Annotated in this window: 17 protein-coding genes; 12 read left to right on the top strand and 5 right to left on the bottom strand. The window is 70.5% G+C overall.

Annotation, left to right across the window (positions count from 1 at the left end; all coding sequences use genetic code 11):
* Positions 1–3 precede the first annotated feature (3 nt).
* Complete coding sequence (gene yihA, locus ASC91_RS23355; RefSeq protein ID WP_056202819.1) at positions 4–738, bottom strand: ribosome biogenesis GTP-binding protein YihA/YsxC; 735 nt, start codon at positions 736–738, stop codon at positions 4–6.
* Between the two features lie 70 nt (positions 739–808).
* Here yihA and ASC91_RS23350 point away from each other — a divergent pair, with 70 nt between their 5' ends.
* The 11 genes from ASC91_RS23350 to ASC91_RS23300 all read left to right on the top strand — a co-directional run bounded on the left by ASC91_RS23350 (position 809) and on the right by ASC91_RS23300 (position 17,236).
* Positions 809–1,429: a cytochrome c gene (locus tag ASC91_RS23350; RefSeq protein WP_056202816.1), complete on the top strand. Its 621-nt coding sequence runs from the start codon at positions 809–811 to the stop codon at positions 1,427–1,429.
* Positions 1,430–1,493: 64 nt separating this feature from the next.
* Positions 1,494–3,581: a cytochrome c biogenesis protein ResB gene (locus ASC91_RS23345; RefSeq protein WP_056202813.1), complete on the top strand. Its 2,088-nt coding sequence runs from the start codon at positions 1,494–1,496 to the stop codon at positions 3,579–3,581.
* Positions 3,578–4,927 (top strand): c-type cytochrome biogenesis protein CcsB, encoded by a 1,350-nt coding sequence (gene ccsB / locus ASC91_RS23340; protein ID WP_056202810.1) that lies wholly within the window; start codon positions 3,578–3,580, stop codon positions 4,925–4,927. Before ASC91_RS23345 ends, ccsB begins: the two co-directional genes overlap by 4 nt.
* 2 nt (positions 4,928–4,929) lie before the next feature.
* Positions 4,930–6,600, top strand: a complete 1,671-nt coding sequence (locus tag ASC91_RS23335) for a PAS domain-containing sensor histidine kinase (RefSeq protein ID WP_056202808.1) — start codon at positions 4,930–4,932, stop codon at positions 6,598–6,600.
* On the top strand, positions 6,597–7,244 hold the full coding sequence (locus ASC91_RS23330) for a response regulator transcription factor (protein WP_056202806.1): 648 nt from the start codon (positions 6,597–6,599) through the stop codon (positions 7,242–7,244). Before ASC91_RS23335 ends, ASC91_RS23330 begins: the two co-directional genes overlap by 4 nt.
* A 142-nt stretch (positions 7,245–7,386) precedes the next feature.
* Positions 7,387–8,973, top strand: a complete 1,587-nt coding sequence (locus ASC91_RS30815; RefSeq protein WP_056202803.1) for a response regulator — start codon at positions 7,387–7,389, stop codon at positions 8,971–8,973.
* 25 nt (positions 8,974–8,998) lie between these two features.
* Positions 8,999–10,951, top strand: a complete 1,953-nt coding sequence (locus ASC91_RS23320; RefSeq protein ID WP_056202801.1) for a hybrid sensor histidine kinase/response regulator — start codon at positions 8,999–9,001, stop codon at positions 10,949–10,951.
* Positions 10,952–10,988: 37 nt separating this feature from the next.
* The gene (locus ASC91_RS23315) at positions 10,989–11,960 is read left to right on the top strand and encodes a response regulator (RefSeq protein ID WP_162247854.1); all 972 of its coding nucleotides are present in this window, start codon (positions 10,989–10,991) and stop codon (positions 11,958–11,960) included.
* Entirely contained in the window at positions 11,957–12,928 is a 972-nt protein-coding gene (locus tag ASC91_RS23310) for a diguanylate cyclase domain-containing protein (protein ID WP_082532952.1), read from the top strand. The genes ASC91_RS23315 and ASC91_RS23310 overlap by 4 nt, the downstream gene beginning before the upstream one ends.
* 51 nt (positions 12,929–12,979) lie before the next feature.
* Positions 12,980–13,960 carry an ABC transporter substrate-binding protein gene (locus ASC91_RS23305; RefSeq protein WP_056202795.1) on the top strand — a complete coding sequence of 327 codons (981 nt, stop codon included), beginning with the start codon at positions 12,980–12,982 and terminating at the stop codon, positions 13,958–13,960.
* Positions 13,961–13,966: 6 nt separating this feature from the next.
* Positions 13,967–17,236 (top strand): hybrid sensor histidine kinase/response regulator, encoded by a 3,270-nt coding sequence (locus ASC91_RS23300; RefSeq protein WP_056202792.1) that lies wholly within the window; start codon positions 13,967–13,969, stop codon positions 17,234–17,236.
* 126 nt (positions 17,237–17,362) lie between these two features.
* On the opposite strand, the gene ASC91_RS23295 is transcribed toward ASC91_RS23300, so the two are convergent.
* Positions 17,363–17,833, bottom strand: coding sequence for an Lrp/AsnC family transcriptional regulator (locus ASC91_RS23295; protein ID WP_056202791.1), 471 nt, complete (start codon positions 17,831–17,833; stop codon positions 17,363–17,365).
* Positions 17,834–18,023: 190 nt separating this feature from the next.
* On the opposite strand from ASC91_RS23295, the gene ASC91_RS23290 reads away from it, so the two are divergent.
* Positions 18,024–21,569 (top strand): indolepyruvate ferredoxin oxidoreductase family protein, encoded by a 3,546-nt coding sequence (locus ASC91_RS23290; RefSeq protein WP_056202788.1) that lies wholly within the window; start codon positions 18,024–18,026, stop codon positions 21,567–21,569.
* A 3-nt stretch (positions 21,570–21,572) separates the two neighbouring features.
* On the opposite strand, the gene ASC91_RS23285 is transcribed toward ASC91_RS23290, so the two are convergent.
* Genes ASC91_RS23285 through ASC91_RS23275 form a run of 3 tightly spaced genes read right to left on the bottom strand, consistent with a single transcriptional unit; the run spans position 21,573 to position 25,769 of the window.
* Complete coding sequence (locus tag ASC91_RS23285; protein WP_056202784.1) at positions 21,573–22,667, bottom strand: hypothetical protein; 1,095 nt, start codon at positions 22,665–22,667, stop codon at positions 21,573–21,575.
* Positions 22,660–23,799, bottom strand: coding sequence for a DegT/DnrJ/EryC1/StrS family aminotransferase (locus ASC91_RS23280; RefSeq protein ID WP_082532951.1), 1,140 nt, complete (start codon positions 23,797–23,799; stop codon positions 22,660–22,662). Before ASC91_RS23280 ends, ASC91_RS23285 begins: the two co-directional genes overlap by 8 nt.
* On the bottom strand, positions 23,796–25,769 hold the full coding sequence (locus ASC91_RS23275) for a tetratricopeptide repeat protein (protein ID WP_056202776.1): 1,974 nt from the start codon (positions 25,767–25,769) through the stop codon (positions 23,796–23,798). Before ASC91_RS23275 ends, ASC91_RS23280 begins: the two co-directional genes overlap by 4 nt.
* Between the last annotated feature and the right edge of the window lie 18 nt (positions 25,770–25,787).

Here is a 25,787-nt window from a genome sequence, read left to right as displayed (position 1 = left end):
GCTTCAGCCCGCCGAGTGAATCGGCTCGACCGCCGGCATGTCGTCGGGCAGCCGATGCGCCAGCACCCATTCGCGCAGCGCCAGCGCCACGTCGCCGACGCCGCTCTTCTTCAGCGCCGAGAACAGCGTCACCGCCACGTCGGAGTTCTCGGTGGTCATCGCAGCGAGGAACTCCGTCGTCGCGCGCAAGGCCGCGTCTGCTTCCTTGCGATTGAGCTTGTCGGACTTGGTGAGCAGCACCAGCAACTTGATCTCACCGGTGGCCACACGCGCGGCGACGAACTCCAGCAGCTGCTTGTCCAGGTCGGTCAGGCCCAGACGGGAGTCGACCATCAGCACGACGCCCGACAGGCTGCGGCGCACTTCCAGGTAGTCGGCCATGACCTTTTGCCAGCGCAGTTTGGCCGATTTGTTCACGGCCGCGTAGCCATAGCCCGGCAAGTCGGCGAACAGGGCGTCGGCCGCGTCCTTGGGGCCGAGTTCGAAGAGGTTGATGTGCTGGGTGCGGCCCGGCGTCTTGGAAGCAAAGGCCAGGCGTTTTTGCTGGGCCAGCGTGTTGATGGCGGTGGACTTGCCGGCGTTGGAGCGGCCGACGAAGGCGATCTCGGGCAGTTCGGTGGCGGGCAGATGCACCAGCTGGCTGGCGGTGGTCAGGAAGCGCGTGGTATGCGTCCAGGCCAGGGCGAGCTTCTCGGTGAGGGGCTCGGCCGGCAGGGCCTCAGGAATCTTGTCGGTCATGTCTAGCTCGGACGCTGTGGTTCAGCATTGTAAAATTCTCGGGTTACGCCCTTTGAGACCGTATAAATCCATGAAGACTGTCGCCCTCCTCCTGTCGAGTCTGCTGCTGGCCGCCACGGCTCACGCGAACGAGCCCGCTGCTGTTGCTGCCAAGCCCGATTCGGCCAAGGGCGGTGCCATTTCTTCCCAGGTCTGCGCAGCCTGCCACACGGCGGACGGCTCGCGTGGCAGCCCGGCCAATCCCATCCTGCAGGGTCAGCATGCCGAATACCTGGCCAAGCAGCTGACCGAGTTCAAGAGCGGCAAGCGCAAGAACCCCGTCATGCAAGGCATGGCAGCCCCGCTGTCGGAGGACGACATCCGCAACGTGGCCGCCTTCTACGCCGCCAAGACCGCCAAGCCGGGTTTCGCCAAGAACAAGGACACGGTCGCCCTGGGCGAGAAGATCTACCGCGGCGGCATTGCCGAGCGCAATGTGCCGGCCTGTGCCGGCTGCCACGGTGCCAACGGCTCCGGCCTGCCGGTCCAGTACCCGCGCCTGGGCGGCCAGCATGGCGACTATGTCGAAGCGCAGATGGTGGCCTTCCGCAGCGGTGCACGCGCCAACAATCCCGTCATGGTCACCGTCGCCGCCAAGATGAATGACAAGGAAATCAAGGCCGTGTCCGACTACATCGCTGGCCTGCGCTGAACGCGGCGCTTGCCTTGAGGAACAAAGGCCGGTGAACCCCACCGGCCTTTTTTGTTGATCGCTGATGTCCGCCGTCCCTGTCCCTCGCTCCTCACCCGCCCGCGAACTGCTGGACGTGCTCGCGTCCATGCGCTTCGCCATCACGCTGCTCAGCGTGATCTGCATCGCCTCGGTCATCGGCACCGTGCTGCGCCAGAGCGAGCCCATGGGCAACTACGTCAACCAGTTCGGCCCCTTCTGGGCTGAGGTATTCGGCAAATTGGGGCTTTACACGGTCTACAGCGCGCCCTGGTTTCTGGTCATCCTGACCTTCCTGGTGCTCTCGACCAGCCTGTGCATCGCCCGCAACGCGCCCAAGATCCTGGTCGACCTGAAGAGCTACAAGGAGGGCGTGCGCGAGCAGTCCCTGCAGGCCCACCACCACAAGGCCATCGGAGAGCTGCCCAGCAACCCCTCGATGGCCCTCGCCGAGATCGGCAATACGCTGGCGGCCCACGGCTGGAAGGCCCGCGTGCAGCGGCGCGACAACGGCATCATGATCGCGGCCCGCCGCGGCGCGGCCAACAAGATCGGCTACCTCTGCGCCCACTCCGCCATCGTGCTGATCCTCATTGGCGGCGTGCTGGACGGCAACGCCATGGTCAAGCTGGCCATGTGGGCCCAGGGCAAGCAGCTCTACACCGGCTCAGGCTTCGTGTCGGACATCCGGCCCGAACACCGGCTCTCCACCGGCAATCCGAGCTTTCGCGGCAATGTGTCGGTCACCGAGAAGCAGCGCCAGGGCATCGCCGTGCTGAGCCTGCCCAGCGGCGTCGTGCTGCAGGACCTGCCCTTCGACATCGAGCTGAAGGCATTCAAGGTCGACTACTACCCGACGGGCATGCCCAAGAGCTTTGCCAGCGACATCGTCATCCATGACGGCACGACACGGCGCGAGGCCACGGTCAAGGTCAACGAACCCGTCATCCACAAGGGCCTGGCCATCTACCAGAGCAGCTTCGAGGACGGCGGCAGCAAGCTCGAGCTCAAGGCCATGCCGCTGGCCAGCACCGGCACGCCCGTGAAGCTTGCCGGCCGCGTCGGCACGAAGATGGCCTTTGGCGAGCAGACGCTGGAGCTCGACGGCCTGCGTGTCATCAATGTCGAGAACCTCGCCAATGACGGTAGCAGCGGCGCCAATGCCAGCGGCGCCGACGTGCGCAAGGTCGACCTCGGCGCGGCGCTTGGCAAGCATCTCGGCAGCGGCGCCAAGTCGGACGGCAGCAAAGTTCTGCACAACGTCGGTCCGAGCTTCAGCTACAAGCTGCGCGACGCCGCCGGCCAGGCCCGCGAGTACAACAACTACATGCTGCCGGTCGAGCTGGACGGGCAGAAGCTCTTCCTCGCCGGCGTGCGCGACACCCCGGCCGAGACCTTCCGCTATCTGCGCATGCCGGCCGACGAGAACGGCGAGTTGAGCGGCTGGCTGCGCCTTCGCCAGGCCCTGGCCGATACCGCCCAGCGTGACGTCGCTGCGCGCCGCTATGCCGCCGCCGCCACGCCGCCCAACCAGCCCCAGCTGACGCCGCAGCTGCAGCTGACGGCCCAGCGTGCGCTGACGCTGTTCTCCGGCGCCGCCGCCAAGCCCGGCGACGAAGTCAAGGGCGGCCTGCCGGCGCTGTCGCAGTTCATCGAGCGTGATGTGCCCGAGGCTGACCGCCAGCGCGTCTCCGAGGTGCTGCTGCGCATCCTGAACGGCAGCCTGTTCGAGCTGCACCAGATCGCCCGCGAGCGCGCTGGCCTCAAGCCCGCCGGCACCGATGCCGCCGCCCAGGGCTTCATGACCCAGGCCGTGCTGTCCCTGTCCGACAGCCTCTACTACCCGTCGCCCACGCTGCTGCAGCTGGAGAACTTCGAGCAGGTCCAGGCCAGCGTCTTCCAGGTCGCCCGCGCGCCTGGGCAGAAGCTGGTCTATCTGGGCGCCCTCCTGCTCATCGTCGGCGTCTTTTCCATGCTCTACATCAAGGAGCGTAGGCTGTGGGTCTGGCTCGTGCCCAGCGCCGACCCGGGCGGCTCGCAGGTGCGCATGGCCATGTCCAGCACCCGTGAGTCGCCCGACAACGCCGTTATGTTCGCCCAGCTCAAAGCCGCCGTGCTGAAGGAGCCCTCATGAACACCACCACCTTTGACCTGCCGCGCCGCCACGCGCTGCAGCGCCGTGACACCCTCGACTGGCTGTTCGCCGCCCTCGTGCTGCTCGGTGGCGGCTATGCCTTCAGCCGCTACCACGCGTCGATGGACGTCTACGAGCAGGGCATCCTGCTGTGCGCCATGCCGGCGCTGATCGCGCTGGGCTGGTTCTGGAAGCCGCTGCGTTGGCTGAGCGTCGCCGTCGGTGCGGCCACCCTCATCGCCATCGGCCTGTATGCCCAGCACACCGACGGCTTCGGCGCCGACCTGGCCGCCGGCGAGAAGGTGTTCTGGCTGAAGTACATGCTGTCCAGCCAGAGCGCCATCCTGTGGATGAGCCTGCTGTTCTACATGAGCATGCTCTTCTACTGGGGCGGCTTCTTCACCGGCGCCGGCCGCAACAGCGTGGCCGAGGTGGTCGGCTCCAAGCTGGCCTGGGGCGGCGTCTTCATGGCCCTGGTCGGCACGCTGGTGCGCTGGTACGAGAGCCACCAGATCGGCGCCGACATCGGCCACATCCCCGTCAGCAACCTCTACGAAGTCTTCGTGCTGTTCTGCTGGCTGACGACAACCTTCTACCTCTACTACGAGGCCCGCTTCGCGACGCGTTCGTTGGGCGCCTACGTGATGCTGGTCGTCAGCGGCGCGGTCAGCTTCCTGCTGTGGTACACGCTGGCCCGCGAGGCCCAGGAGATCCAGCCCCTGGTGCCGGCGCTGCAGAGCTGGTGGATGAAGATCCACGTGCCCGCCAACTTCGTCGGTTATGGCAGCTTCGCGCTGGCGGCCATGGTGGCCCTGGCTTTTCTGCTGAAGACGGCGACGACACGCGCCCTCGTCATCGGCCTCGTTGCCATGCCGCTGGGCATCGTCGGCCTGATCCTGGCGGTGCGCTTCGGCGCCACGCTGGAGGCCGCCACCGTCGCCGGCCTGCAGGGCTGGGCCTACAAGATCGCCGGTGTCGCCGCCTTCCTGGGCATTGCCGTCGCGCTGCGCGGCCACCTGACGGCGCGCCTGCCCGACCTGCCCCAGCTCGACGACCTCATGTACAAGTCCATCGCGCTGGGCTTTGCCTTCTTCACGATCGCCACCATCCTCGGCGCCTTCTGGGCCGCGGAGGCCTGGGGTGGCTACTGGAGCTGGGACCCCAAGGAAACCTGGGCCCTGATCGTCTGGCTCAACTACGCCGCCTGGCTGCACATGCGCCTGATGAAGGGCCTGCGCGGCATGGCCTCGGCCTGGTGGGCGCTGGTGGGCCTGCTGGTCACGACCTTCGCCTTCCTGGGCGTCAACATGTTCCTCTCAGGCCTGCACAGCTACGGTACGCTGTAGCGATGCCTGAAACGCCGGACCGCGAGCCTTGGACGCAGGCTGCGCCGGCCATCGCAGCCGCCCTGCCGGACCTGTGCTTCCTGATCGGGCCCGACCTGCGTTTCGCGGCCTGCAACCACCCGGATCACCCCGATCTGCACGCACCCTGGGCAACGCTGCAGGGTCGATCGCTGCAAAGCATCGGCCCGCCCGCCCTGGCGCAGCAGTTCGCGGCAGCCTGCGCGCCCAGCTCCCAGCGCCTGCGCTATGCGCTGCGCACCCAAAGTGGCCGCCTGGCCCGCTTCGAGGCCAGCATCGCCCCCTTGCTGGACGGCACGGGCTGGCTGTGCATGGCCCGCGACCTCGGCAGCACCGACGCCGAACAGGCGCGTTATGCCCGGGCCATGAAGGGCGCCGCCGATGGCCTGTGGGAATGGGACATCGCTGCCGACAGCGAATACCTGTCGCCCCGTGCCCTGACCCTGCTGGATCGCCCCGGCCGCCTCGCCGAACAGCTGCAAACCGACGACCAGGGCCAATGGCGGGCCGCCCTGCAGTCCCATCTGCAGCACGGCGCGCCGCTGGACATCGACCTGCGCCTGGCCGGCGCCGCGACACGCTGGCTGCGTTGCCGCGGCTGGACCGAGCGCGACGCACGCGGCCAGCCAGCCCGCGTGCTGGCCACGCTGTCCGACATCACCATCGCCAAATTCACCGAACAGGCGCTGACCGACAGCCAGGCCAAGTTCCGCGCCCTCTTCCACACGGTGCCGGTTGGTATCGCGCTGTTCGACGTCGCCAGCGAGACCGTCATCGAGTCCAACGACGAGCTCGGCCGCCTGCTCGGCTGGCCGACGCTGTCCGTCGTCGGCCAGACCGCCGAGGCCCTGGGCCTGGCGCCACTGCCTGGCACTGAGGGCCGCACCGAGATCGACGACCGCGAACTGCACCCGGTCTCAGGCTGCCGCCTGCACGCCAAGCTCGTCGCCGAACCCGTCGACCTGGCGGGCCGGGCGCTGCTGCTGTGCGCCGTCGTCGACATCTCGGTGCAGGTCGACGCCGAGGCCGCGCTGTCGGCCCTGGCCGAGCAGTTGATGGACCAGGAGCGCCGCACCACCCAGCGCCTGGCCCAGGCCCTGCACGACCAGCTCGGCCAGACGCTGACCGCCCTGCGCCTGATGCTGGACCTGGGCGCCGCGGACGCCCGCCAGCAGGCCCGCGGCCTCATCGACCAGGCCTTGCGCGAGGTGCGTCAGGTGCTCGTCGACCTGCGCCCGCCGCTGCTGGAGGACGAAGGCCTGGCCGCGGCGCTGGACAACGAGGTCGCTCAGCGCCGCGCCCTGCATCCGGGCGTGCGCCTGGTGCTGGACGCGGAGGACGAGCTGCTGACGCAGCGCTGGCCGGTGGAGGTCGAGTACGCTCTGTTCATGATCGCCCGCGAAGGCCTGGAGAACGCGCTGCGCCACGCCCGGCCCACCGAGGTCAGGCTCAGCTTCTACGGCTGTGCGCAAGAGATCGAACTCGGCGTGGCCGATGACGGCAGCGGCCTGGACGCCGACTTCGAGCGTCGCCCCGGCCACCTCGGCCTCATCGGCATGCGCGAGCGCGCCCGCGCCATCGGCGCAACGCTGGAGCTGGGCCCGCGCGAGGGCGGCGGCACCCAGCTGACCTTGAGATGGAGCGTGCCCGAATGACGCAAGCCGCCCGCATCTACCTCGTCGATGACCACGCCATGGTGCGCCAGGGCTTGCGCGCGCTGCTGACCGAGGCTGGCCATGATGTCGTCGGCGACAGCGGCGACATCACCGCCGCCCTGGCCGAGTTGCAGCAGCTGACGCCGGACATCGTCCTGGTCGACCTGTCGCTGGGTCCGCGCTCCGGCATGGAGCTGCTGGCCGAGCTGCAGCGCCGCCACCTGCCCGTGCGGCCCCTGGTGCTGACCATGTCGGCGCAGCCCCGCCACGTCGGCATGGCCCTCAAGCTGGGCGCCTGCGGCTATGTGCTGAAGGGCTCGCCATCGGAGGAACTGCTGCAGGCCATCGAGGCGCTGCGCAGCGGCCGCCGCCATCTCGGCCAGGGCGTGGGCGAACTCGCTGCGCGGGCGCTGGCTGAAGGCACGGGCGACGACCCCTTCGCCGCGCTGTCGGTGCGTGAACGCCAGGTCGTCACCATGGTCGTCGATGGCCATTCCAGCAACGAGATCGGCACCGCCCTGCATTTGTCGCCCAAGACGGTGGACAGCTACCGCAGCCGGCTGATGGCCAAGCTCGGCGCGTCCGATGTGACGGCCCTGGTCAAGCTGGCAATACGTCACGGTCTGATCAGCAACGACGCCTGAGCGGCGCGGACCTGAGCGCCCCGGCAACCGGCATCAAGAACTCCCGGCAGCGCCGCCGGGTGGGGGCGCCTAGATTGACAGTCACCGGCCCTCGGTCGGCGAAAGTCCCAGATGCCCGTCCCCCAAAGCTCAGAGGCCCTCCATGCGGGCGCATGAACTCCCCGCCGACGAGGCCGAGCGCCTGCAGTGCCTGGCCGAGCTGGGCCTGAGCCAGCCGCCCACCCAGCCCGAGCCCGACGCCGTGCTCGACGGCCTGGTGCGCTGCGCCGCTCATCTGCTCGGTTATCCCATCGCGCTGATCAGCCTCGTCGGCGAGCGCCGCATGTGGTTCAAGGCCCGCTACGGCACCGAGGTGGTCGACTGCGAGCGCGAGGCCTCCTTCTGCGCCCACACCATCCTCGGCGAGACGCTGTTCGAGGTGCCCGACGCCACGACCGATCCCCGCTTCGCCACCAGCCCCTGGGTGATCGGTGCAACCCGCCTGCGCGCCTACGCCGGCCTGCCCATCCGCCTGGGCAACCTGACGCTGGGGGCCCTGTGCGTGGGCGACACCGTGCCGCGCCGCCTGGACGCCGTGCAGGCCACGCTGCTGGCCGACATTGCCAACGCGGTCGGCGCCTGGTTCGCCCACCGCCGCGAGCATGTCGACCTGCTCGCCAGCCGCACCCATCTGCAGGCCCAGGCCGAGCTGCTCGGCCGCCTCAGCAGCGAGACGCCCGGCATGCTGTTCCAGTACCGCAGCGCGCCCGGCGGCGGTGGCGAACTCGGCTTCATCAGCGGCCAGGCCGAGCACATCTTCGGCCCCATGGCGCCGCTGCAGCCTGAGGGCCTGCGCGTCTTCGCCGAGCGCGTGCACCCTGAGGACCTGCCCGGGCTGTTGCTAGGCATGCGCGAGGCCAAGGCCGGCCAGCAGGCCTGGCAGCGGCTGTTCCGCGTCTGCCTGCCCGGCGCCGAGCGGCCGGCCTGGCGCTCCGGCCGCGCCAGCCCCTCGCTGCAGGCCGACGGCAGCGTGCTCTGGCATGGCTTCATCGCCGACGTCGACGAGCACATCGAGATCGAGAACCTGCGCCGCGACAAGCTCGCCGCCGAACAGGCCAGCGCCGCCAAGAGCGCTTTCCTGTCCCGCGCCAGCCATGAGCTGCGCACGCCGCTGAATGCCGTCATCGGCTTCAGCCAGTTGCTGCTGCTCAACCATGAAGAGCCCCTGACGCCGCGCCAGCAGGAGCGCATCGAATGGGTGCTGGACTCCGCCAAGCGCCTGCACCAGCTGGTCGACGGCCTGCTCGACGTCGACCGCGCCGAGCCCGGCCGCCCCAGCCGCTTCGATGCGGGCTCCGGGGCCGAGGATGCCTTCACCCTGCTCTACATCGAAGACGAGCCGCTCAACACCCTGCTCGTGCAGGAAGCCCTGCGCGACCGCCCCGACTGGCGCGTGCTGCACGCTGGCGACGGCCGCGCCGGTCTGGCCCTGGCCAAGACCCAGAAGCCCGAGGTCGTGTTGACCGACATCAACCTGCCTGGCCTGTCGGGCCTGGACGTCGTCCGGGAGCTGCGCGCAGACGCCGCCCTGGCCGGCACGCTGTGCATCGCGCTGTCCGCTGACGCGACGCCGGGCCAGATCGAGCGGGCCATGCAGGCCGGCTTCGACGACTACTGGACCAAGCCGCTGGACATCCTCGAGCTCGCCGGCCGCCTGGCCGATGCGCTTGCCGAGCACGGCGGCCGCTGATTCGATTGCTTCTCAGGGAGAGAACATGATGAACGCCCTCGCGACGAGCCCCAGGCCCGCCCCCCCGCCCGCCCAGCCCCGCGTGACCCGGCCCGCGGCCGCGGCCGTGGCCCGCACACCGTCCGAGCGCGCCTGCCTCATCCATCTGCTCGTCGTCGACGACGACGTGGCCGCCATCGAGTACCTGGGCCAGCTGCTCAAGGGCTTCGCGCAGATCAGCTTCGCCACCAATGGCGAGGATGCGCTGCGCCTGGCCGAGCTGCATCGCCCCGACCTGGTCCTGCTCGATGTCGAGCTGCCTGGCATGGACGGCTTTGAGGTCTGCCGCCGCCTGCGCGCCACGCGCGGCCTGGCCGAGCTGCCCATCATCTTCGCGACCTCGCATGTCGATCCCGGCATCGAGGCTCGTGCCCTCAGCCTCGGCGCCAACGACTTCCTGCGCAAGCCCTTCGACGACGTGCAGGTGCTGGCGCGCCTGCGCACCCAGCTGCGCGCCGCCGCCGAGCGCACAGACAAGCCCGAGGCCACCTCCCAGAGCCGCACGCGCATCCTCATCGTCGACGACGACGCCACCAGCATCCAGCTCGTGCGCAGCCTGCTGGCCGACGTCGGCGAATGCCATTTCGCGCTGAACAGCGCCCAGGCCCTCAGCCTCGTCGGCGAGCTCAAGCCCGACCTCATCCTGCTGGACATCGACCTGCCCGACAGCGACGGCTTTCACCTGTGCAAGCGGCTGCGCGCCGACGCCGCGCTGGGCCAGGTGCCCATCATGTTCCTGACCCAGTCCCACACCCTCGGCCACGAGGCCCGCGCGCTGGCTCTGGGCGGCGACGACTTCGTGCGCAAGCCCTTCAGCGCACCGGTGCTTTGCGCCCGCGTGCGCCGCCTGGTTGAGCGCAAGCGCTCGCTGGAGCGCCGCCAGGTCGACCACGACCACCGCCAGATCAGCGACGGTCGGGTCGCCGCCATCGTCCAGGCCTGCAAGGACGCCATCCTCGTCGTCGACGCGGCCGGCGGCGTCGTCATGGCCAATGCCGCCGCCTGCGCCCTGCTCAACGTGAGAGCACAGCCGCTCAGCCTGCGCCTGGATGAGCTGCTCATCATCGACGCTCTGGGCCGCCACTGCGTGCAGCGCGCCAGCGGCCAGCGCGTACCAGTCGAGGTCAGCACCTCGACCGAAGGCGAAGGCGCCGACGCGCTGACCGTGCACGTGCTGCGCGACACCCGCGAGCGCGACCGCGAGCAGGCCCTGGCGCGCCGCCAGACCGAGGCCGCCGCCACGCGCCGCGCCACCGCGTCCATGCTCTCCTACATCGCCCATGAGATCGGCAACCCGGTCAACGTCATCAAGGGTTTCGCCCAGCTGATGCAGGCCGAACGCCTGAGCGCCAGCCAGGCCGACAAGCTCGCCCACATCCTCGACGCCGTCGGCCAGCTGTCGGGGCTGCTCGGCGACGTCAGCGACGTCGCGCGCATGGAGTCGGGGCAGTTCCATGTCGAATTGCAGGATGTCGAGCTGCACACCCTGGCCGGGCAGGCCTGCGAACCGGCCGCCGCCCAGGCCGCCGCCGTCGGCATGCTGCTGAGCGCGCCGCCACCGGCACCGCCCGTGCGCGTGCGCGCCGACGCCCGCCGCCTGCGCCAATGCCTGGACAACCTGCTGTCCAACGCCATCAAGTACGCCGGCGACGGCATCTGCATCGCGGTCGAGATCGAAGCCCGCGGCCCCGAGGTCGTGCTGGCCGTGCAGGACCGCGGCTGCGGCCTCAGCGAAGACCAGCTCGCCCACCTCTACGAACCCTACAACCGCCTCGGCCGTGACGGCGGCGCCATCCCTGGCACGGGCCTGGGCCTGACGCTGACGCGCGACCTGGTGCAGGCCATGGGCGGGCGGCTGGAGGTGCGCAGCCAGCCCGGCCGCGGCTGCCGTTTCGAGATATTGCTGGCGGCCAGCCAGCCCACAGACAACCCGGATTGACTCAGCCTCGCTGCGCGGCCCCAAAATGGGCCGCGCCATGCCTTTGACCCTCCCCAGCCCTCTCCACCCCGCCGCGCCCAGCCCGCTGGCCAGCCGGCTCGACAGCCTGTTGCCGGCCCTGGCGGATGCCCGCGTGCTGCTCGTCGATGACGACCCCGGCATGATCCAGATGCTCGGCCGGCTGCTGTCGGGCTACAGCCAGCTGCGCTTCGCCACCGACGGCGCCCAGGCCCTGGCCATCGCGCGGAGCTGGCAGCCCGAGCTGGTGCTGCTGGACGCCGAGATGCCCGGCATCGACGGCTTCGAGGTCTGCCGCCAGCTCAAGGCCGACCGGCTGCTGGCCGAGGTGCCCGTCATCTTCGTCACCCAGCACACCGGCGCCAGCGTCGAGGCTGCCGTGTTCGAGCTCGGCGCGGCCGACTTCGTCGCCAAGCCCGTCGCCGGCCCGGCCCTGCGCGCCCGCGTCGCCATGCAATTGCGCCTGCATCGCACCGCCCAGCGCCTGCTGCGCCTGGCCCGCCGCGATGCGCTGACCGGCCTGGCCGAACGCGCCCAGTTCGACGACGAGCTGGACCTGGAATGCCGCCGCGCCCGCCGCAGCGGACAGCCGCTGGCCCTGCTGCTGGCCGGCCTCGAAGGCCTGGCGGCCTACCGCAAGCGCCATGGCCAAGGCGCCGCCGACAACGCGCTGCGTCATGTCGCCGGCCTGGCCCAGCAGGCGCTGCAGCGGCCCGGCGACCTGGTCGCGCGCCACGGCGACGAAGTCTTTGCGCTGCTGCTGCCCGACACCACGGCTGCCGGTGCCGCGGCCCTGGCCGCACGCCTGCAGCAAGCACTGGCCGGTGAGGCCGAACTGACCCTGGCCATCGGCATCGGGCTGCTGGCCAGCGATGGCGACCCGAGCGTGGCCGCCGCCGCCGCGCTGGCCGCGGCGCTCGAGGCCGGTCCGGGCCGGGTCTGCGTGTGCGCTGCGACTGCCGACGGCCACGAGCCGCCGCTCGCCACATGATGCTGCCCGCTCCCGACAGCTGGCCCACCCAGCTGGACACGCGCCACAGCCTGCTGCTGGTCGACGACGACGCCGCCAGCGTGCAGGTGCTGGCGCGCATGCTCAGCGGCCTGGGCGAACTGCGCTTCGCGCTGTCCGGCGAGGACGGGCTGCGCCTGGCGCGTGAGAGCCCGCCCGACCTCGTCCTCGTCGACGCCGAGATGCCCGGCCTCTCGGGCTTCGAGGTCTGTGCCGCGCTGCGTGCCGACCCGCGGCTGGCCGATGTGCCCGTCATCATCATCACCGGCCACACCGAGGTCGCCGTCGAGGTGGCTGGTTTCGCGGCTGGCGCCTCCGACTTCATCCGCAAGCCGCCGGTGGCCGAGGTCGTCGTCGCGCGCGCCCGCACCCAGCTGCGCTTGAAGGCCCTGGGCGACGCGCTGCGCGCCTCGGCCCTGACCGACGGCCTGACCGGCCTGGCCAACCGCCGCCGTTTCGACCAGGACCTGCGCCTGGAATGCGAGCGCGCCCGCCGCGGCCACGAGAGCCTGGCCCTGCTGTTGATCGACGTCGACCACTTCAAGCGCTACAACGACCGCTACGGCCATGTGGCCGGCGACGCCTGCCTGCGCGAGATCGCCGCCGCCATCCGCGGCTGCATCCGCCGCCCCGCCGACCTGGCCGCGCGCTACGGCGGCGAGGAGTTCGCCGTGCTGCTGCCGCAGACCGACGCGGCCGGCGCGCGTGCCATGGCCCAGCGCATCGTCAACGCCGTGGCCGACCTGGCGCTGGCGCATGCCGATGCGACACCGAGCTGCCTCGTCAGTGTCTCGGTCGGCTGGGCCGCAGCCCGGCCGGATCTGGACGCCAGCGTCGTGCTGACACGTGGCGAGTCCCTCGTCGAAGCGGCCGACCGCGGCCTCTATGCCGCAAAGGCGGCCGGCCGCGGTCGCATCGGCGAAGCCAGCGAGGCCCATGCCCACGCTTGAGCGCCAGCCGCGGCTCGGCGGCCCACACACTGCGCCAGACCAGGACCCGACATGTCCCTGACTTCCTGTGCCCCATCCACACTGCGCCGCTGGCTCGCCGGCCTGTTGCTCGCTGCGACCACGTTCGCGGTTCCGGCGGCTCCCCTGGTCATCGCCATTGGCGACTCGACCCTGTTCGCGCCGCTGCAGCTGGCCGCGCAGGAGGGCTTCTTCGCGGCCGAGGGCCTGGACGTGCAGGTCATCGGCTGCATCAACGGCCGGCGCTGCCTCAAACACCTCACCGACGGCGAGGCCCAGATCGCGACGGTGGCCGACACGCCCATGGTGTTCGCCCTGCATGCCGGCCACCGCTTTGAGATCGTCGCCACCTTCGGCACAACGCCCCGCGACACGGCACTGGTGGCGCGCACCGACCGCGGCATCCGCACGCCCGCCGATCTCGCCGGCAAGCGCATCGGCGTCGTGCGCGGCACGAGCGCCCACTACTTCACCAACGTCTTCCTGCTCGTCAATGGCGTGCCGCGCGACTCGGTCAACCTCGTTTTCATCGACCCCGATCGCGGCGCCGAGCCGCTGCTGCGCGGCGAGGTGGACGCGGCCGGCCTCTACCGCCCCGCGGGCCCCCAGGCGCTGCAGCAGCTCGGCCCCAAGGGCGTGCAGTTGTCGACACTGCGGCCCTACACCGTCATGGTCAACCTCGTTGCCCAGCCCGGGCTCAGCCAGGCCACGCTGCTGCGCATGCTCAAGGCGGCACAACGCGGCGTGGCCCTGCTCAACAACCAACCGGGCCGCGCCCACGAGCTGCTCGGGGCACGCTGGAAGGTCGGCGCCCGCAATGCTGCCGCCCAGCTTGACGGTTATGAGTTCCACCTCGGCCTCGACCAGAACCTGCTGTCGACACTGGAGGCCGAGTCGCGCTGGGCGGTGCGCGAAGGCCTGGTGGAGAACAAGGCCGTGCCGGACTATCTCGAGCTGATGCGCGTCGAGCCGCTGCGCGCGCTGGATCCGCGCTCGATGACGATAGTCAAGTAAACCACCATGCGCCTGCGCCCCGCCCTGATGACCTGTGTGATCGCGGCGCTGCTGGTCGTCGGCACGCGGCTGACGAGCATCGCCATCGAGCGCGAAGCCTCCGAGCGCAATGACGCGCAGCGCACGACGGTCGAGGTCATTGCGCGCGACGCCGCCGGCCTGCTGGTGCTGACCCAGGACTACGGCCTGTACCACAGCGAACGCGCCGCCCGGCAGTGGAACCTCGTGCACCAGCGCCTGAGCCAGGCGCTGGCCAACTACGCCGGCGCGGACGCGGCCAGCGCCGAGCAGGTCGGCGACCTGCAGGACACGGCCCGCGGCCTGCCGCAGGTCTTCGCCGCGCTGCGCCAGGCCTCGCAGTCGGCAGCCGTCGATGCCGATGGTGTCGCCCGCCGCGAGATGCTGACCGACCAGCTGGTCAACGAAACGCGCCGCGTCAGCGACGGCGCCTTCGAGCTGTCGCGCGACCTCGTCGAGTCGCGCCGCCGCGACGCCGTGCGCCAGCGCTGGCTGGCGGTCGCCACGCAGGCCACGCTGCTGACGCTGACGCTGCTGCTGGCCGGCCTGCTGCTCAAGCGCGTGCTCGCGCCCATCGACAAGCTGCGCAGCGTGGCCAAGGCCGTCGAAGGCGGTGACCTGGCTGCCCGCAGCGGCTTGGCAGACAAGGACGAGCTCGGCCAGCTGTCGCAGGCCCTGGACGCCATGACGGCCGCCCTGCAGCAGCGCGACACGGCCCTGCGCGACAGCAACCGCCAGCTTGCACGCAACGAGGCCTTTCTGGAGCGCGCCGGCCAGATGGCGGGCGTCGGCGGCTGGGAGCTGGATGTGGACAGCGGCCGGCTGAGCTGGACGGGCCAGACCCACGCCATCCACCAGTTGCCGGACGGCACCGAGCCGGACAGCGAGGCGGTCTTGCGCGGCTTCATGCCCGACTCCGAGCAGAAGCTGCGCCAGGCCATGGCCACGGCCGCTCGCACCGGCGAGGGCTGGGACCTGGAGCTGGAGCTGCTGGCCCCGGACGGTCGGCTGCGCTGGCTGCATTCCGTCGGCGCCACCGAACGAGAAGAAGGCCGCGAGGCCGGCCGCGTCGTCAGGCTGGTCGGCGCCGTGCAGGACATCACCGAGCGCCGCGCCGATGCCGACGCCCTGCGCCGCGCGATGCAGGCGGCCGACGCGGCCAGCGCGGCCAAGAGCGACTTCCTGGCCAATATGAGCCACGAGATCCGCACGCCCATGAACGCCGTCATGGGCCTGACCTTCCTGCTCGAACGCACGCCGCTGGACGCCGCCCAGCGCGACCTGCTGGCCAAGGTCAGCAGCGCCAGCCGCTCGCTGCTGGACGTCATCAACGCGGTGCTGGACCTGTCCAAGATCGAGGCCGGCGAGATGGTCATGGAAGCCACGCCCTTCGACCCGCGCGCGCTGCTGCGCGATGTCGCCAGCCTGTTCCAGTCGCAAGCCGAGTCCAAGCGCATCGCGCTCAATCTCGAATTGGACGCAGGCCTGCCACCGCTTCTGCTCGGCGACGCGGCGCGGCTGCGCCAGGTCGTCAGCAACCTCGTCTCCAACGCCATCAAGTTCACGTCCGAGGGCGAGGTCGCCTTGAGCGCGCGCTGCGCCGACGCCGGTGCCCAGCCGCTGCAGCTCGAGATTGCCGTGCAGGACAGCGGCATTGGCATTCCGGCCGAGGCGCTGTCGCGCATCTTCACGCCCTTCACCCAGGCCGACAGCTCCACGTCGCGCCGCTACGGCGGCACGGGCCTGGGTCTGTCCATCGTCAAGCAGCTGTGCGAGCTGATGGGCGGCCAGGTCGGCGTCAGCAGCAGCCCCGGCGCCGGCACGCGCTTCATCGTGCGCCTGCCCTTCGAGCCCGCGGCCGGCCCGGGCCCGGCCATCCGCCCGCTGACGCTGCTGCTGGCCAGCGACGATGCCACCCAGCGCGACGCGCTGCAGCGCCTGTGTGCCGACCTTGGCTGGCAGGCCGAACCGCTGGACGCCGCCGCGGCGCTGATGGAGCGCCTGGGCCGCGCCGCACCCGACCTGGTGCTGCTCGACCACCGCCTGTTGCAGACCCTTCCCTCGGCCGGGCAGCGCGTCTTGCAGGAACGCCTGGCCGCCCTGCCCTGCGTGTTGATGAGTCGCGGTGCCGGCGTGGGGCAGCTGCGCCTGCCAGCCGATGTGTCGGCCCTTTTCGACGCCGTACAGGCGGCGCTGGCCGCGCGCGGCACCACGCAGCCGCTGCTGGCCAGCGGCCCCAGCGCCACAGCCGTGCAGCGCCTGCCCGGCGTGCGCGTGCTGGTGGCCGACGACAGTGACATCAACCTCGAGGTGGCCCGGCGCATCCTGGAGCAGGAGGGCGCGATCGTCACGCTGGCCCAGGACGGGGCCGCCGCCGTCGCGCGGCTGCGCGCCGAGCCGGGTGGCTTCGACGCGGTGCTGATGGACGTGCAGATGCCGGTGCTCGACGGCTTGGCCGCCGCGCGCAGCATCCGCACCGAACTCGGCCTGCGCGAGCTGCCCATCCTGGCGCTGACTGCCGGCGCCCTGCTCAGCGAGCGCCAACGCGCGCTGGACGCCGGCATGAACAGCTTCATCAGCAAGCCCTTTGATCCGGCCGGCCTCGTGCAGCAGCTGCGCGAGCAGGTCGAACGCATGCAGGGCCGGCGCCTGCCGGTGGCCGCCCGCGCCGCAGAGAGCCCGGCGGGCGAGGCCTGGCCGGCGCTGGACGGCATCGACAGCGACGAGGCCAGCCAGCGCATGCAGGGCGACCTGGACTTCTTCGCCCGTCTGCTACAGCGCCTGCTCGACGAGTTCGTGGACCTGACGGCATTGGCACCCCTGGATGCCACGCAAGCCGCCGCCCGCCTGCACAAGCTGGGCGGCAGCGCCGGCTTGCTGGCGGCTGCGGCCCTGCGCCAGGCAGCCCAGCGTGGCGAAGTCCAGGCCCGCGCCGGACAGGACTTCCAGGCCGCGCTGGCCGAAGTGGCGCAGCGCCTGTCGGCACTGGCGGCGCAGGCCCGACCCTGGCTGCAAGGTCGCCAGCCCGGCCCGGCGACCGCCGCGGCCCGCCCGCTGGATGCGCAGGCGCTGGTGCGCTTGAAGCAGGCCCTGCAGGCGCATGACCTGGCCGCCCTGGACCAGTTCCAGCCCCTCGCCCCGGCACTGCGCGCGGCCTGCGGCGAGGCCGGCTTCGAGCGGCTGCGCCACGCGCTGGACCGGCTGGATTTCGAGGCGGCTCTGGCTGTTCTCAGCTCCATTGCCGACGCACCAGCTTGACGCGCTGCATCGCCGCATCGGACTGGGCCAGCGCCGCCAGAGTGCGTGCCGTCGAGACGGATTCGCAAAGCAGGGCGAAGAGCGTCTATGGCTGCAATCGATCACGCCCAGCCTGTTGCGGGGCGGTCAGCCCACCGGCAGGGCCGTCTCGTACTTGACCTCGCGCAGCACGACGTTGCTGCGTACGCTGCTCACGCCCGGCAGCTTGAAGATGTGCTGCTGCAGGAAGAGGTCATAGGCCTTCATGTCGGCCGCAACAACCTTGATGACGTAGTCGGCCTCGCCGGTGATGGCATGGCATTCGATGATCTCGCGTCGCGTGCCCACCAGGCGTTCGAACTGCTCCACCGCGCCTTCGCTGTGCCGCACCAGGCTGACATTGGCCAGCACGAGGATGGACAGGCCGATCTTCTCGCGGTCCACCAGCACGACCTGGCCGCGGATGACGCCGCGCTCCTCCATCTCCTTGACGCGCCGCCACACCGGCGTGGCCGACAGGCCCACCTTCTCGGCCAGGGCCTGAGTCGACAGGCGCGCGTCAAGCTGCAACGCCTCAAGGATCTGCAGGCTGGCCCGGTCGAACTCGTTTGTTTCCATGTCAGTGGTGCCCGGCCGCCCGAAGCCACTGACGCGCCCCCTCGGGGGGCAGCCAGCAACGCGGGCGTGGGGGCGTTTCGTTAAATAGCCTCTTTGGAGAAGAATCATCTCATTCGGCCCGCCGCAACCCGGCATTGAGGCAAGTTCTTCCGGCGTATGGAGGGAAGAATTTCCCGCCTTAGGAGATCCGATGTCCGACACCTCTGTCACGCCCAGCCTGCGCCCCTACCAGCTCAGCGACAACCTCGCCGCCAACAGCGGCGCCGTCTTCCTGACCGGCACGCAGGCCCTGGTGCGGCTGCTGCTCGCGCAGAAAGCCCAGGACGAGCGCGCCGGGCTGAAGACGGCCGGCTTCGTCTCCGGCTACCGCGGCTCGCCGCTGGGCATGGTGGACCAGCAGCTGTGGAAGGCCAAGAAGTTCCTCGAGAAGGCCCACATCGAGTTCCTGCCCGCCATCAACGAAGACTTGGCCGCGACGGCCTGCCTGGGCGTGCAGCGGGTGGCGCTGGATGCGCAGCGCACCGTCGATGGCGTGTTTGCGATGTGGTACGGCAAGGGCCCGGGCGTGGACCGCTCGGGCGATGCGCTCAAGCACGGCAACGTCTACGGCACGAGCACGCAGGGCGGCGTGCTGGTCGTCTGCGGTGACGACCATGGCTGCGTCTCCAGCAGCACGCCGCACCAGAGCGACCAGGCGCTGCAGGCCTGGAGCATGCCGCTGGTGCACCCGGCCAATGTGGCCGAGTACCTGGAGTTCGGCCTGTATGGCTGGGCGCTGTCGCGCTTCTCGGGCGCCTGGGTGGGCTTCAAGGCGATCTCCGAGGTTGTCGAGAGCGGCATGACGGTAGACCTGGACGCCGTGCCGCTGGACTTCGAGCATGCCGTCGACTACACGGCGCCGACCAATCTGCATATCCGCTCGGTGGACCTGCCCTCGCTGGAGCTGGAGTCGCGCCTGGCGCACAAGATCGAAGCGGTGAAGGCCTTCGCCAAGGTCAACAGCATCGACAAGCACATCGTCACCAGCCCGGCGGCTACTTTGGGCATCGTGACGGTGGGCAAGGCGCACTACGACTTCATGGAGGTACTGCGGCGCCTGGACCTCGACCCCAACGCCCTGGCCGCGGCCGGCGTGCGCGTCTACAAGGTGGGCCTGGTCTTCCCGCTGGAGCCGACCCGCATCACCGAGTTCTGTTCCAACCTGACCGACGTGCTGGTCATCGAGGAGAAGGGCCCGGTCGTCGAACGCCAGATCAAGGAGCTGCTCTACCACCTGCCCGACTTCCAGCGCCCGCGCGTCGTCGGCAAGACGGATGAACATGGCTGCGCGGTGCTGAGCGCCCTGGGCGAACTGCGCCCCAGCCGCATCATGGGCACGGTGGCCGACTGGCTGGCGCGGCTGAACCCGGCGCTGGACCGCCGCCACCTGGTCGTCGACTTCCTGACGCCGCAACTGCTGAGCAACGCCGCCGACGCGGTGCGCCGCCAGCCCTATTTCTGCTCGGGCTGCCCGCACAACACGTCGACGAAATTGCCCGAGGGATCACGGGCCCTGGCTGGCATTGGCTGCCACTTCATGGCCAGCTGGATGGAGCGCGGCACCTCCGGCCTGATCCAGATGGGCGCCGAGGGCGTGGACTGGGCGGCGCAATCGCGCTTCACCAAGGAAAAGCACGTCTTCCAGAACCTGGGCGACGGCACCTACTACCACTCGGGCTACCTGGCCATCCGCCAGGCCATCGCGGCCAAGACCAACATCACCTACAAGATCCTCTACAACGACGCCGTCGCGATGACCGGCGGCCAGCCGGTCGACGGCCAGACCAGCGTGCCGCAGATCGCGCGCCAGGTGGAGGCCGAGGGCGTCAAGCGCCTGGTGGTGGTGTCCGACGAGATCGGCAAGTACGACGGCCACCATGGCTTGTTTCCGACCGGCACGACCTTCCATGACCGCAGCGAGCTGGATGCCGTGCAGCGCGAGCTGCGCGAGATCGAAGGCGTGACGGTACTGATCTACGACCAGACCTGCGCCGCCGAGAAGCGCCGCCGCCGCAAGAAGAAGGAATTCCCGGACCCGCCGCGCCGCATCTTCATCAACGAGGCCGTCTGCGAGGGCTGCGGCGACTGCGGGGTCGCATCGAACTGCCTGTCCGTGGTGCCAGTGGAGACCGACTGGGGCCGCAAGCGCGCCATCGAGCAGAGCAGCTGCAACAAAGACTTCTCCTGCGTGAACGGCTTCTGCCCGAGCTTCGTGTCGGTGCACGAACCGGTACTGAAGAAGAAGGCCGGCGGCAGCTACACGGCGCAAGACCTGGCGCGCGAACTCGCCGCCATCCAGCCGCCTGCCCCCTGGCAATGGACGGGGCCGTTCGACCTGCTGGTCACCGGTGTCGGCGGCACCGGTGTCGTCACCGTCGGTGCGCTGGTGTCGATGGCCGCCCACCTGGAGGGCAAGCAGGCCTCGGTGCTGGACTTCATGGGCTTTGCGCAGAAGGGTGGTGCGGTGCTGAGCTTCGTGCGCGTGGCACCAACGCTGGACCTGCTGAACCAGGTGCGTATCGACACCCAGCAGGCCGACGTGCTGCTGGCCTGCGACATGGTGGTGGGCGCCTCGCCCGATGCGCTGGGCACGGTGAAGGCCGGTCGCACCGTCATCCTGGCCAACACGCATGAACTGCCCACGGCCGGCTTTGTGCGCAACCCGGATGCATCGCTGCAGGGCGACTCGCTGATCGCCAAGATGAAGTTCGCCGTCGGCGAGCAAGGCGAACTCGACACCATCGACGCCCAGGACATCTCGCAGCGCCTGATGGGCGACACCCTGCCCAGCAACATCATCATGCTGGGCGCCTGCTGGCAGCGCGGCCTGATCCCCGTCAGCGAGGCGGCGCTGATGCGCGCCATCGAGCTGAACGGCGTCGCCGCCGAGGCCAACAAGACCGCCTTTGCGCTGGGCCGCTTGGCCATCGCTGCACCGGACGCTATTCCGAGGCTGGCCGGCGACGTCAACGTGGTGAAGCTCTTCAACTTCGACCAGCTCGACGGCCCTGACGGCCTGATCGAGCGGCGCGCCCAGTTCCTGACCGACTACCAGGATGCGGCCTACGCCCAGCGTTACCGCGCCTTGGTCGAGCGCGTGCGCGCCGCCGAGTCCGCCCTCGGCAAGGGCCAACGCCTGACACAGGCCGTGGCGCGCTACTACGCCAAGGTGCTGGCCATCAAGGACGAGTACGAGGTGGCGCGCCTGTACACCGACGGCCGCTTCGAGAAGGCGATGAAGGACCAGTTCGAGAACTGGGAGCGCCTGTCCTTCCACCTCGCCCCGCCGCTGATCTCCAGGCCCGGCGCCGACGGCCGTGCGAAGAAGATCGAGATGGGTTCGTGGACCTTCACCGCCTTCAAGTGGCTGGCGAAGCTGAAAGGCCTGCGCGGCGGCGTGCTGGACATCTTCGGCAAGACCGAGGAGCGCCGCATGGAGCGCCAGCTCATCACCGACTACGAGAAGCTGGTCGACGAGATCCTCGCTTCACTGACGGCCAACAACCTGAACACCGCCGTCGAACTGGCCCGCCTGCCCGAGAAGATCCGCGGCTATGGGCATGTCAAGCATGCCAACGTCATTGCGGTGAAGAAGCAATGGCAGGCACTGCTGGATCGCTTCCATGGCCGCACGGTCGAGGTTGCGGCGCAGCCGGTGGCGATGCCGGTGCGGGTCAAAGGCGTGGCGGAGCTGTAGCCCTCAGCGCTCCCAGACTCCCGCGCGCCTCAGCGTGTCCGCGGCGTCGAGGTCCAGCGCCCAGTTGCCCAGGCGCTTGTCGACGCGCTGCGCGGTGGCCGGGCGCACGCCAGGCAGCGGCGCACCCTCCAGGAAGGCGCCGAGGCACTCGCCGATGTAGTCCAGCCCGAGGTGGCCCAGCGTGGCCGCGCTGCCGGTGAAGCGACCGTTGATCTCGAAGGCCAGCAGCAGCCCGTCCGGCGTGCGGCCCAACTGCACATTGAAGGGGCCGCGCCAGCCCAGGTCGGCCAAGGCCGCCCCGAAGGCCTGGAGCATGGGGCGCAGCTCGCCGTCCAGGGCCAGCGCCTCGACACGCTCCGTGCGGCCGAGCCTGACTTGCGTGTGCCGCGTCGCGAAGGGCGCCAGCACCCGGCCCGAGGGCGCCACGCAGCCGTCCAGGCTGAGCTTCTCCACTCCAGGCAACGACCAGTCCAGCGGCACACCACCCTCGCGCAGTCGCTGCCAGGCCGCCAGTTCCGGCCGGGCGCCCAGCCAGGGTTGAAAACAGTAGTCCGGCCAGGACAGCGCGGCGCGCAGTTCGCTCTCCCCGGTGGCCAGCACGACACCGCGCGACGCGTTGCCGCGGCGCGGCTTGGCAACCAGCGGCCAGCCCCATCCAGACGCCAGCCCTGACACGGCGGCCCAACCGTCCTGATCGCACAGCGTCGGTGCGAAGGGCAGGCCGCGTGCCGTCGCGAAGGCGGCAGTGGCCCGCTTGTCGCGCAGCACCTGCGCACTCGCTGCGCCGCCCACCATGCAGCGCACCCCGGGGTTGCGCTCGGCCCATCCGGCGAGGAAGACAACGTCGTCGTCGCGACCGGGCAGGATGAGGTCGGGTGCCTCCTGCGCCACGATGGCTTCGAAGCGGGCCAGGAAGCCGGCGTTGTTGAGCTCGGGAGTGAGGTGAACGCGGTCGCACAGGAAGTTGCTGACCGCGTCGGCCTGTGAGTTGAAGCCGACCACCTCGACACCCTCGCGCCGCCCAGCCAGCCCTTCGAGCAGGTTCTGCCCCACCAGGCTGCCGACGCTGGCGACCAGCAGGCGCGGCCTCTCATGCATGGCCGGCTGGTTCTTGCATCAGGGTAGGCACGACATGCGTGGCGAGGGCGCACCGCAGCTGATCGAGGTCTGCTTCGGTCAGGAAGCCATGCCAGGGCAGGCCGAGGCTGCGCCCGGCCAGGGCGGCCGTGACCGGCAGATCGCCAACGACCGGGCAGGCCGCGAAGGCCGGCTGCGCCGGCAGCGGCGGGCAATACCAGCGGCGCGTCTCGATGCCCTCGCGGGCCAGGGCTGCGGCCACCGGCGCCGCGGGAACGGGCAGCATCAACACCAGGTTGGCCGGCAGCGCGTCGCCGGCATCGAAGCCCGTCTGCCGCCCCACGCCGGGCAAGCCGTCCAGCAGCGCGCTGTAGGCCGGCCACCGCGCCCGGCGCCGCTCGCGCAGCGCGCCACGGCGTGCCCACTGGCACAGGGCCACGGCAGCCGCGTACTCTGACATCTTGGCGTTGCCCGCCACGGCGGCGGCCCGCCCGCCCTCGAACCCGAAGTTGGACAGCCGAGCCACACGCTCGGCCAGGGCGGCGTCGCGCGTGGCGATGAGCCCACCCTCGCCGATGCCGAAGGGTTTGGTCGCATGCAAGCTGAAGGCGGCGCAGGCCCGATGCCCGACGGCCTGGTTGCCGAAGGCCGCCGCGGCATCCATCAACACCGGGACGCCCGTGTCCTCGGAAAAGGCGTCCCACGCGGCCGCATCCAGCGGCCGGCCGAAGGTGGCCACGGGCATCACCAGCGCCAGGCGGCGGTGGCGTGCGACCTCGCGCGCGAGCACCGGGCTGAGCTGCCAACTGCCCTCGGCGACGTCGGCGAACAGCACCCGCAGCCCCTGGCGCAGTGCAGCGGCTGCGGTGGCGGGAAAGGTGAAGGCGGGCATCAGCACCTCGCCGCCCCGCGGCAGGTCCAGCGCCGCCATCGCCAGTTCGAGGGCGGCGGTGCCACTGCTCGCCGTGCGCACATGCAGGTCCGCCCCCACCGGCGCGATCGGCGCGATCGGCCAGTGCGCCGCGAGCGTCGCTTCCAGCTCCCGCACCAGCGGGCCGAAGTTGCTGTACTGGCGTGCGGCGTCGATGCGGCGCAGCCAGGGCATCAGCGCGTCTGCGCAGGGCAGGTCGGGAATCAGCAGCCGCATGCTCATGGCGCTGGCGCCGGGACAGGGCCGGGCACCTCGTCGTGCCCGATCTCGAAGTGCTCGGCCGGCAGGCCTGCACACCAGCGCTGCCACATGCGGCGAACGGCTCGCTCCAGGCCCCGCGCGACCGTGGCCGGCCGGCGCAGCGGCGTGGCCTGCCAGCGATCCCGCAGGCCCGCACGCAAGGCCGCCAGTGCCGGCAGATCGCCGGCCCGGGCGGCAGCGATGGCGACGAACTCGTCGACGTCGCGCGCCACCCAGTCCTCCAGCCCGATGCGGCCCAGCACGCCGGCCGATTGGCAATGCGCCCGCCCGGCGCCGCGCAGCGTCACGACCGGCACGCCCATCGCGAGCGCATAGTTGGTCGTCGTGCCGCCACCGTAGGGCCAGCTGTCGAGCACAAGGTCCACCTCGCCGTACAGGGCCAGGTAGTCGGCCAGCGCCACGGGCGGCCGGAACTGCAGCCGCGCCGCGGCAATGCCCTGCCGCGCGAACTCAGCCTCCAGGCGCTGCGCCTGCGCCTGCGCGGCGACGTAGCCGATCAGCAGGCGCGCATCCGGCACGGCGTGCAACACGCGGGCCCAGCCAGCGACGACCTCCGGGCCGATCTTGCGCACCGCGTTGAAGCTGCCGAAGCAGACCCGCCCCGCCGCCAGCGCCGGCAGCGGACCGACCTCCGGCAGCCGAACCAGCGGCGTGAACGTGCCCGAGCAGGGGATGCGCGCGAACTTCTCGACGTAGAAGTGCTCGTACAGGCCCGGCGGCGCATTGAAACGGTCGCACAGCGCGTAGTCCATGGCACGCAGGCCGGTCGTGTTGGGATAGCCGATCCACGTCACCTGCAGCGGCGCGGGCTTCATCGCAAAGCTCGGCAACCGGTGGCCGGCCGTGTGGCCCGACAGGTCAAACAGCACGTCGATCGCGTCGGCATGGATGCGGGCCGCCAGCGCCTCGTCGCCGAGGTCCCGCACGTCGCGCCAGACCTGGGCCAGCGGGCGCAGCCGCTCGGTGACTGCATCGCGCTTCGCACCGCCCGCGTAGACCCAGACTTCGATCTGCGTCCGGTCCAGCGCCGCCCAGACCGGCTCGATGAAGCCGGCCACGGGATGATCGTAGAGATCGCCCGAGACGAAGCCCACGCGCAGCCGCCGCGCCGGGTCGCACGGCTGCGCGAAGGCGAAGCCGGCAGCCGGCACCGCGGCCTCGGCGCGCCGGCCGTATTCGACATGCGCGGCGAAGCTCTGCTCGGGCGCCAGGCTGCCATCGAGCGTGCCGTAGTACAGCCGGTTGCTGAACAGGGACAGGTCGCGAGGAAACTCATCGCGGCTCGCGCTGCAGTAGGCCGCAGCCTCGGCCGGGTCACCCCGGTGCGCAGCGTGCCAGGCCAGCAGGCGGCGCGCTTCCACGTTCTCGGGATCGAGTTCGAGGACGCGGCGATAGCTGGCCGGTCCGTCGGCTTCCTGCCCGGTGACCGTCAGGAAGCGGGCCAGGTTCAATTGAAACTCCACCGACTGCGGCGCCAAAGTCACCGCGCGCCGGCTGGCATCGATGGCTTCGGACATGCGCTGCGAAGCCGCCAGCGCGACGGCCAGGTTGTTGTGACGCGCCGCCTCCTGCGGTTCGTCACGCACCGCACGGCGCGCCAGGCTCAACGCCTGCGGCAGGTCGCCTGCTTCCATCGCCGCGGCAAAAGCCTGCCAGGCCATCGTCCCGGCCGCCGTTCCGAGAATGCGCAGGTTGTCTCGGATTTCGGCATCGCCCGGCGCCAACTCGGCCGCACGGCGCAGCGCCGCCAGCGCGTCGCGATGCTGGCCAAGCTGCATATGGCCCAGGCCGAGCAACTGCCAGAGCTTGCTGTCGGAGGGCCGGTTGCGCAGCGCGGCCTGGGCGCAGTCGACGGCCAGGGCATGCTCACCGAAGTTCAGGAGCCGGATCAGCTCGATGTTGGACGCGATCGATTTGTGCCTTACCGCCATACCCGCCATTTGCGTCTG

The sequence above is a fragment of the Pelomonas sp. Root1237 genome (genome assembly GCF_001425055.1).
Classification (GTDB): Bacteria; Pseudomonadota; Gammaproteobacteria; order Burkholderiales; family Burkholderiaceae_C; genus Pelomonas.
This window is presented reverse-complemented; position numbering and strand designations above follow the sequence as displayed.

What these genes read in the sequence shown, in the direction of transcription:
- yihA (WP_056202819.1), bottom strand. Translation starts at nt 738, where the DNA reads ATGACCGACAAGATTCCTGAGGCCCTGCCGGCCGAGCCCCTCACCGAG.
- ASC91_RS23350 (WP_056202816.1), top strand. Translation starts at nt 809, where the DNA reads ATGAAGACTGTCGCCCTCCTCCTGTCGAGTCTGCTGCTGGCCGCCACG.
- ASC91_RS23345 (WP_056202813.1), top strand. Translation starts at nt 1,494, where the DNA reads ATGTCCGCCGTCCCTGTCCCTCGCTCCTCACCCGCCCGCGAACTGCTG.
- ccsB (WP_056202810.1), top strand. Translation starts at nt 3,578, where the DNA reads ATGAACACCACCACCTTTGACCTGCCGCGCCGCCACGCGCTGCAGCGC.
- ASC91_RS23335 (WP_056202808.1), top strand. Translation starts at nt 4,930, where the DNA reads ATGCCTGAAACGCCGGACCGCGAGCCTTGGACGCAGGCTGCGCCGGCC.
- ASC91_RS23330 (WP_056202806.1), top strand. Translation starts at nt 6,597, where the DNA reads ATGACGCAAGCCGCCCGCATCTACCTCGTCGATGACCACGCCATGGTG.
- ASC91_RS30815 (WP_056202803.1), top strand. Translation starts at nt 7,387, where the DNA reads ATGCGGGCGCATGAACTCCCCGCCGACGAGGCCGAGCGCCTGCAGTGC.
- ASC91_RS23320 (WP_056202801.1), top strand. Translation starts at nt 8,999, where the DNA reads ATGATGAACGCCCTCGCGACGAGCCCCAGGCCCGCCCCCCCGCCCGCC.
- ASC91_RS23315 (WP_162247854.1), top strand. Translation starts at nt 10,989, where the DNA reads ATGCCTTTGACCCTCCCCAGCCCTCTCCACCCCGCCGCGCCCAGCCCG.
- ASC91_RS23310 (WP_082532952.1), top strand. Translation starts at nt 11,957, where the DNA reads ATGATGCTGCCCGCTCCCGACAGCTGGCCCACCCAGCTGGACACGCGC.
- ASC91_RS23305 (WP_056202795.1), top strand. Translation starts at nt 12,980, where the DNA reads ATGTCCCTGACTTCCTGTGCCCCATCCACACTGCGCCGCTGGCTCGCC.
- ASC91_RS23300 (WP_056202792.1), top strand. Translation starts at nt 13,967, where the DNA reads ATGCGCCTGCGCCCCGCCCTGATGACCTGTGTGATCGCGGCGCTGCTG.
- ASC91_RS23295 (WP_056202791.1), bottom strand. Translation starts at nt 17,833, where the DNA reads ATGGAAACAAACGAGTTCGACCGGGCCAGCCTGCAGATCCTTGAGGCG.
- ASC91_RS23290 (WP_056202788.1), top strand. Translation starts at nt 18,024, where the DNA reads ATGTCCGACACCTCTGTCACGCCCAGCCTGCGCCCCTACCAGCTCAGC.
- ASC91_RS23285 (WP_056202784.1), bottom strand. Translation starts at nt 22,667, where the DNA reads ATGCATGAGAGGCCGCGCCTGCTGGTCGCCAGCGTCGGCAGCCTGGTG.
- ASC91_RS23280 (WP_082532951.1), bottom strand. Translation starts at nt 23,799, where the DNA reads ATGAGCATGCGGCTGCTGATTCCCGACCTGCCCTGCGCAGACGCGCTG.
- ASC91_RS23275 (WP_056202776.1), bottom strand. Translation starts at nt 25,769, where the DNA reads ATGGCGGTAAGGCACAAATCGATCGCGTCCAACATCGAGCTGATCCGG.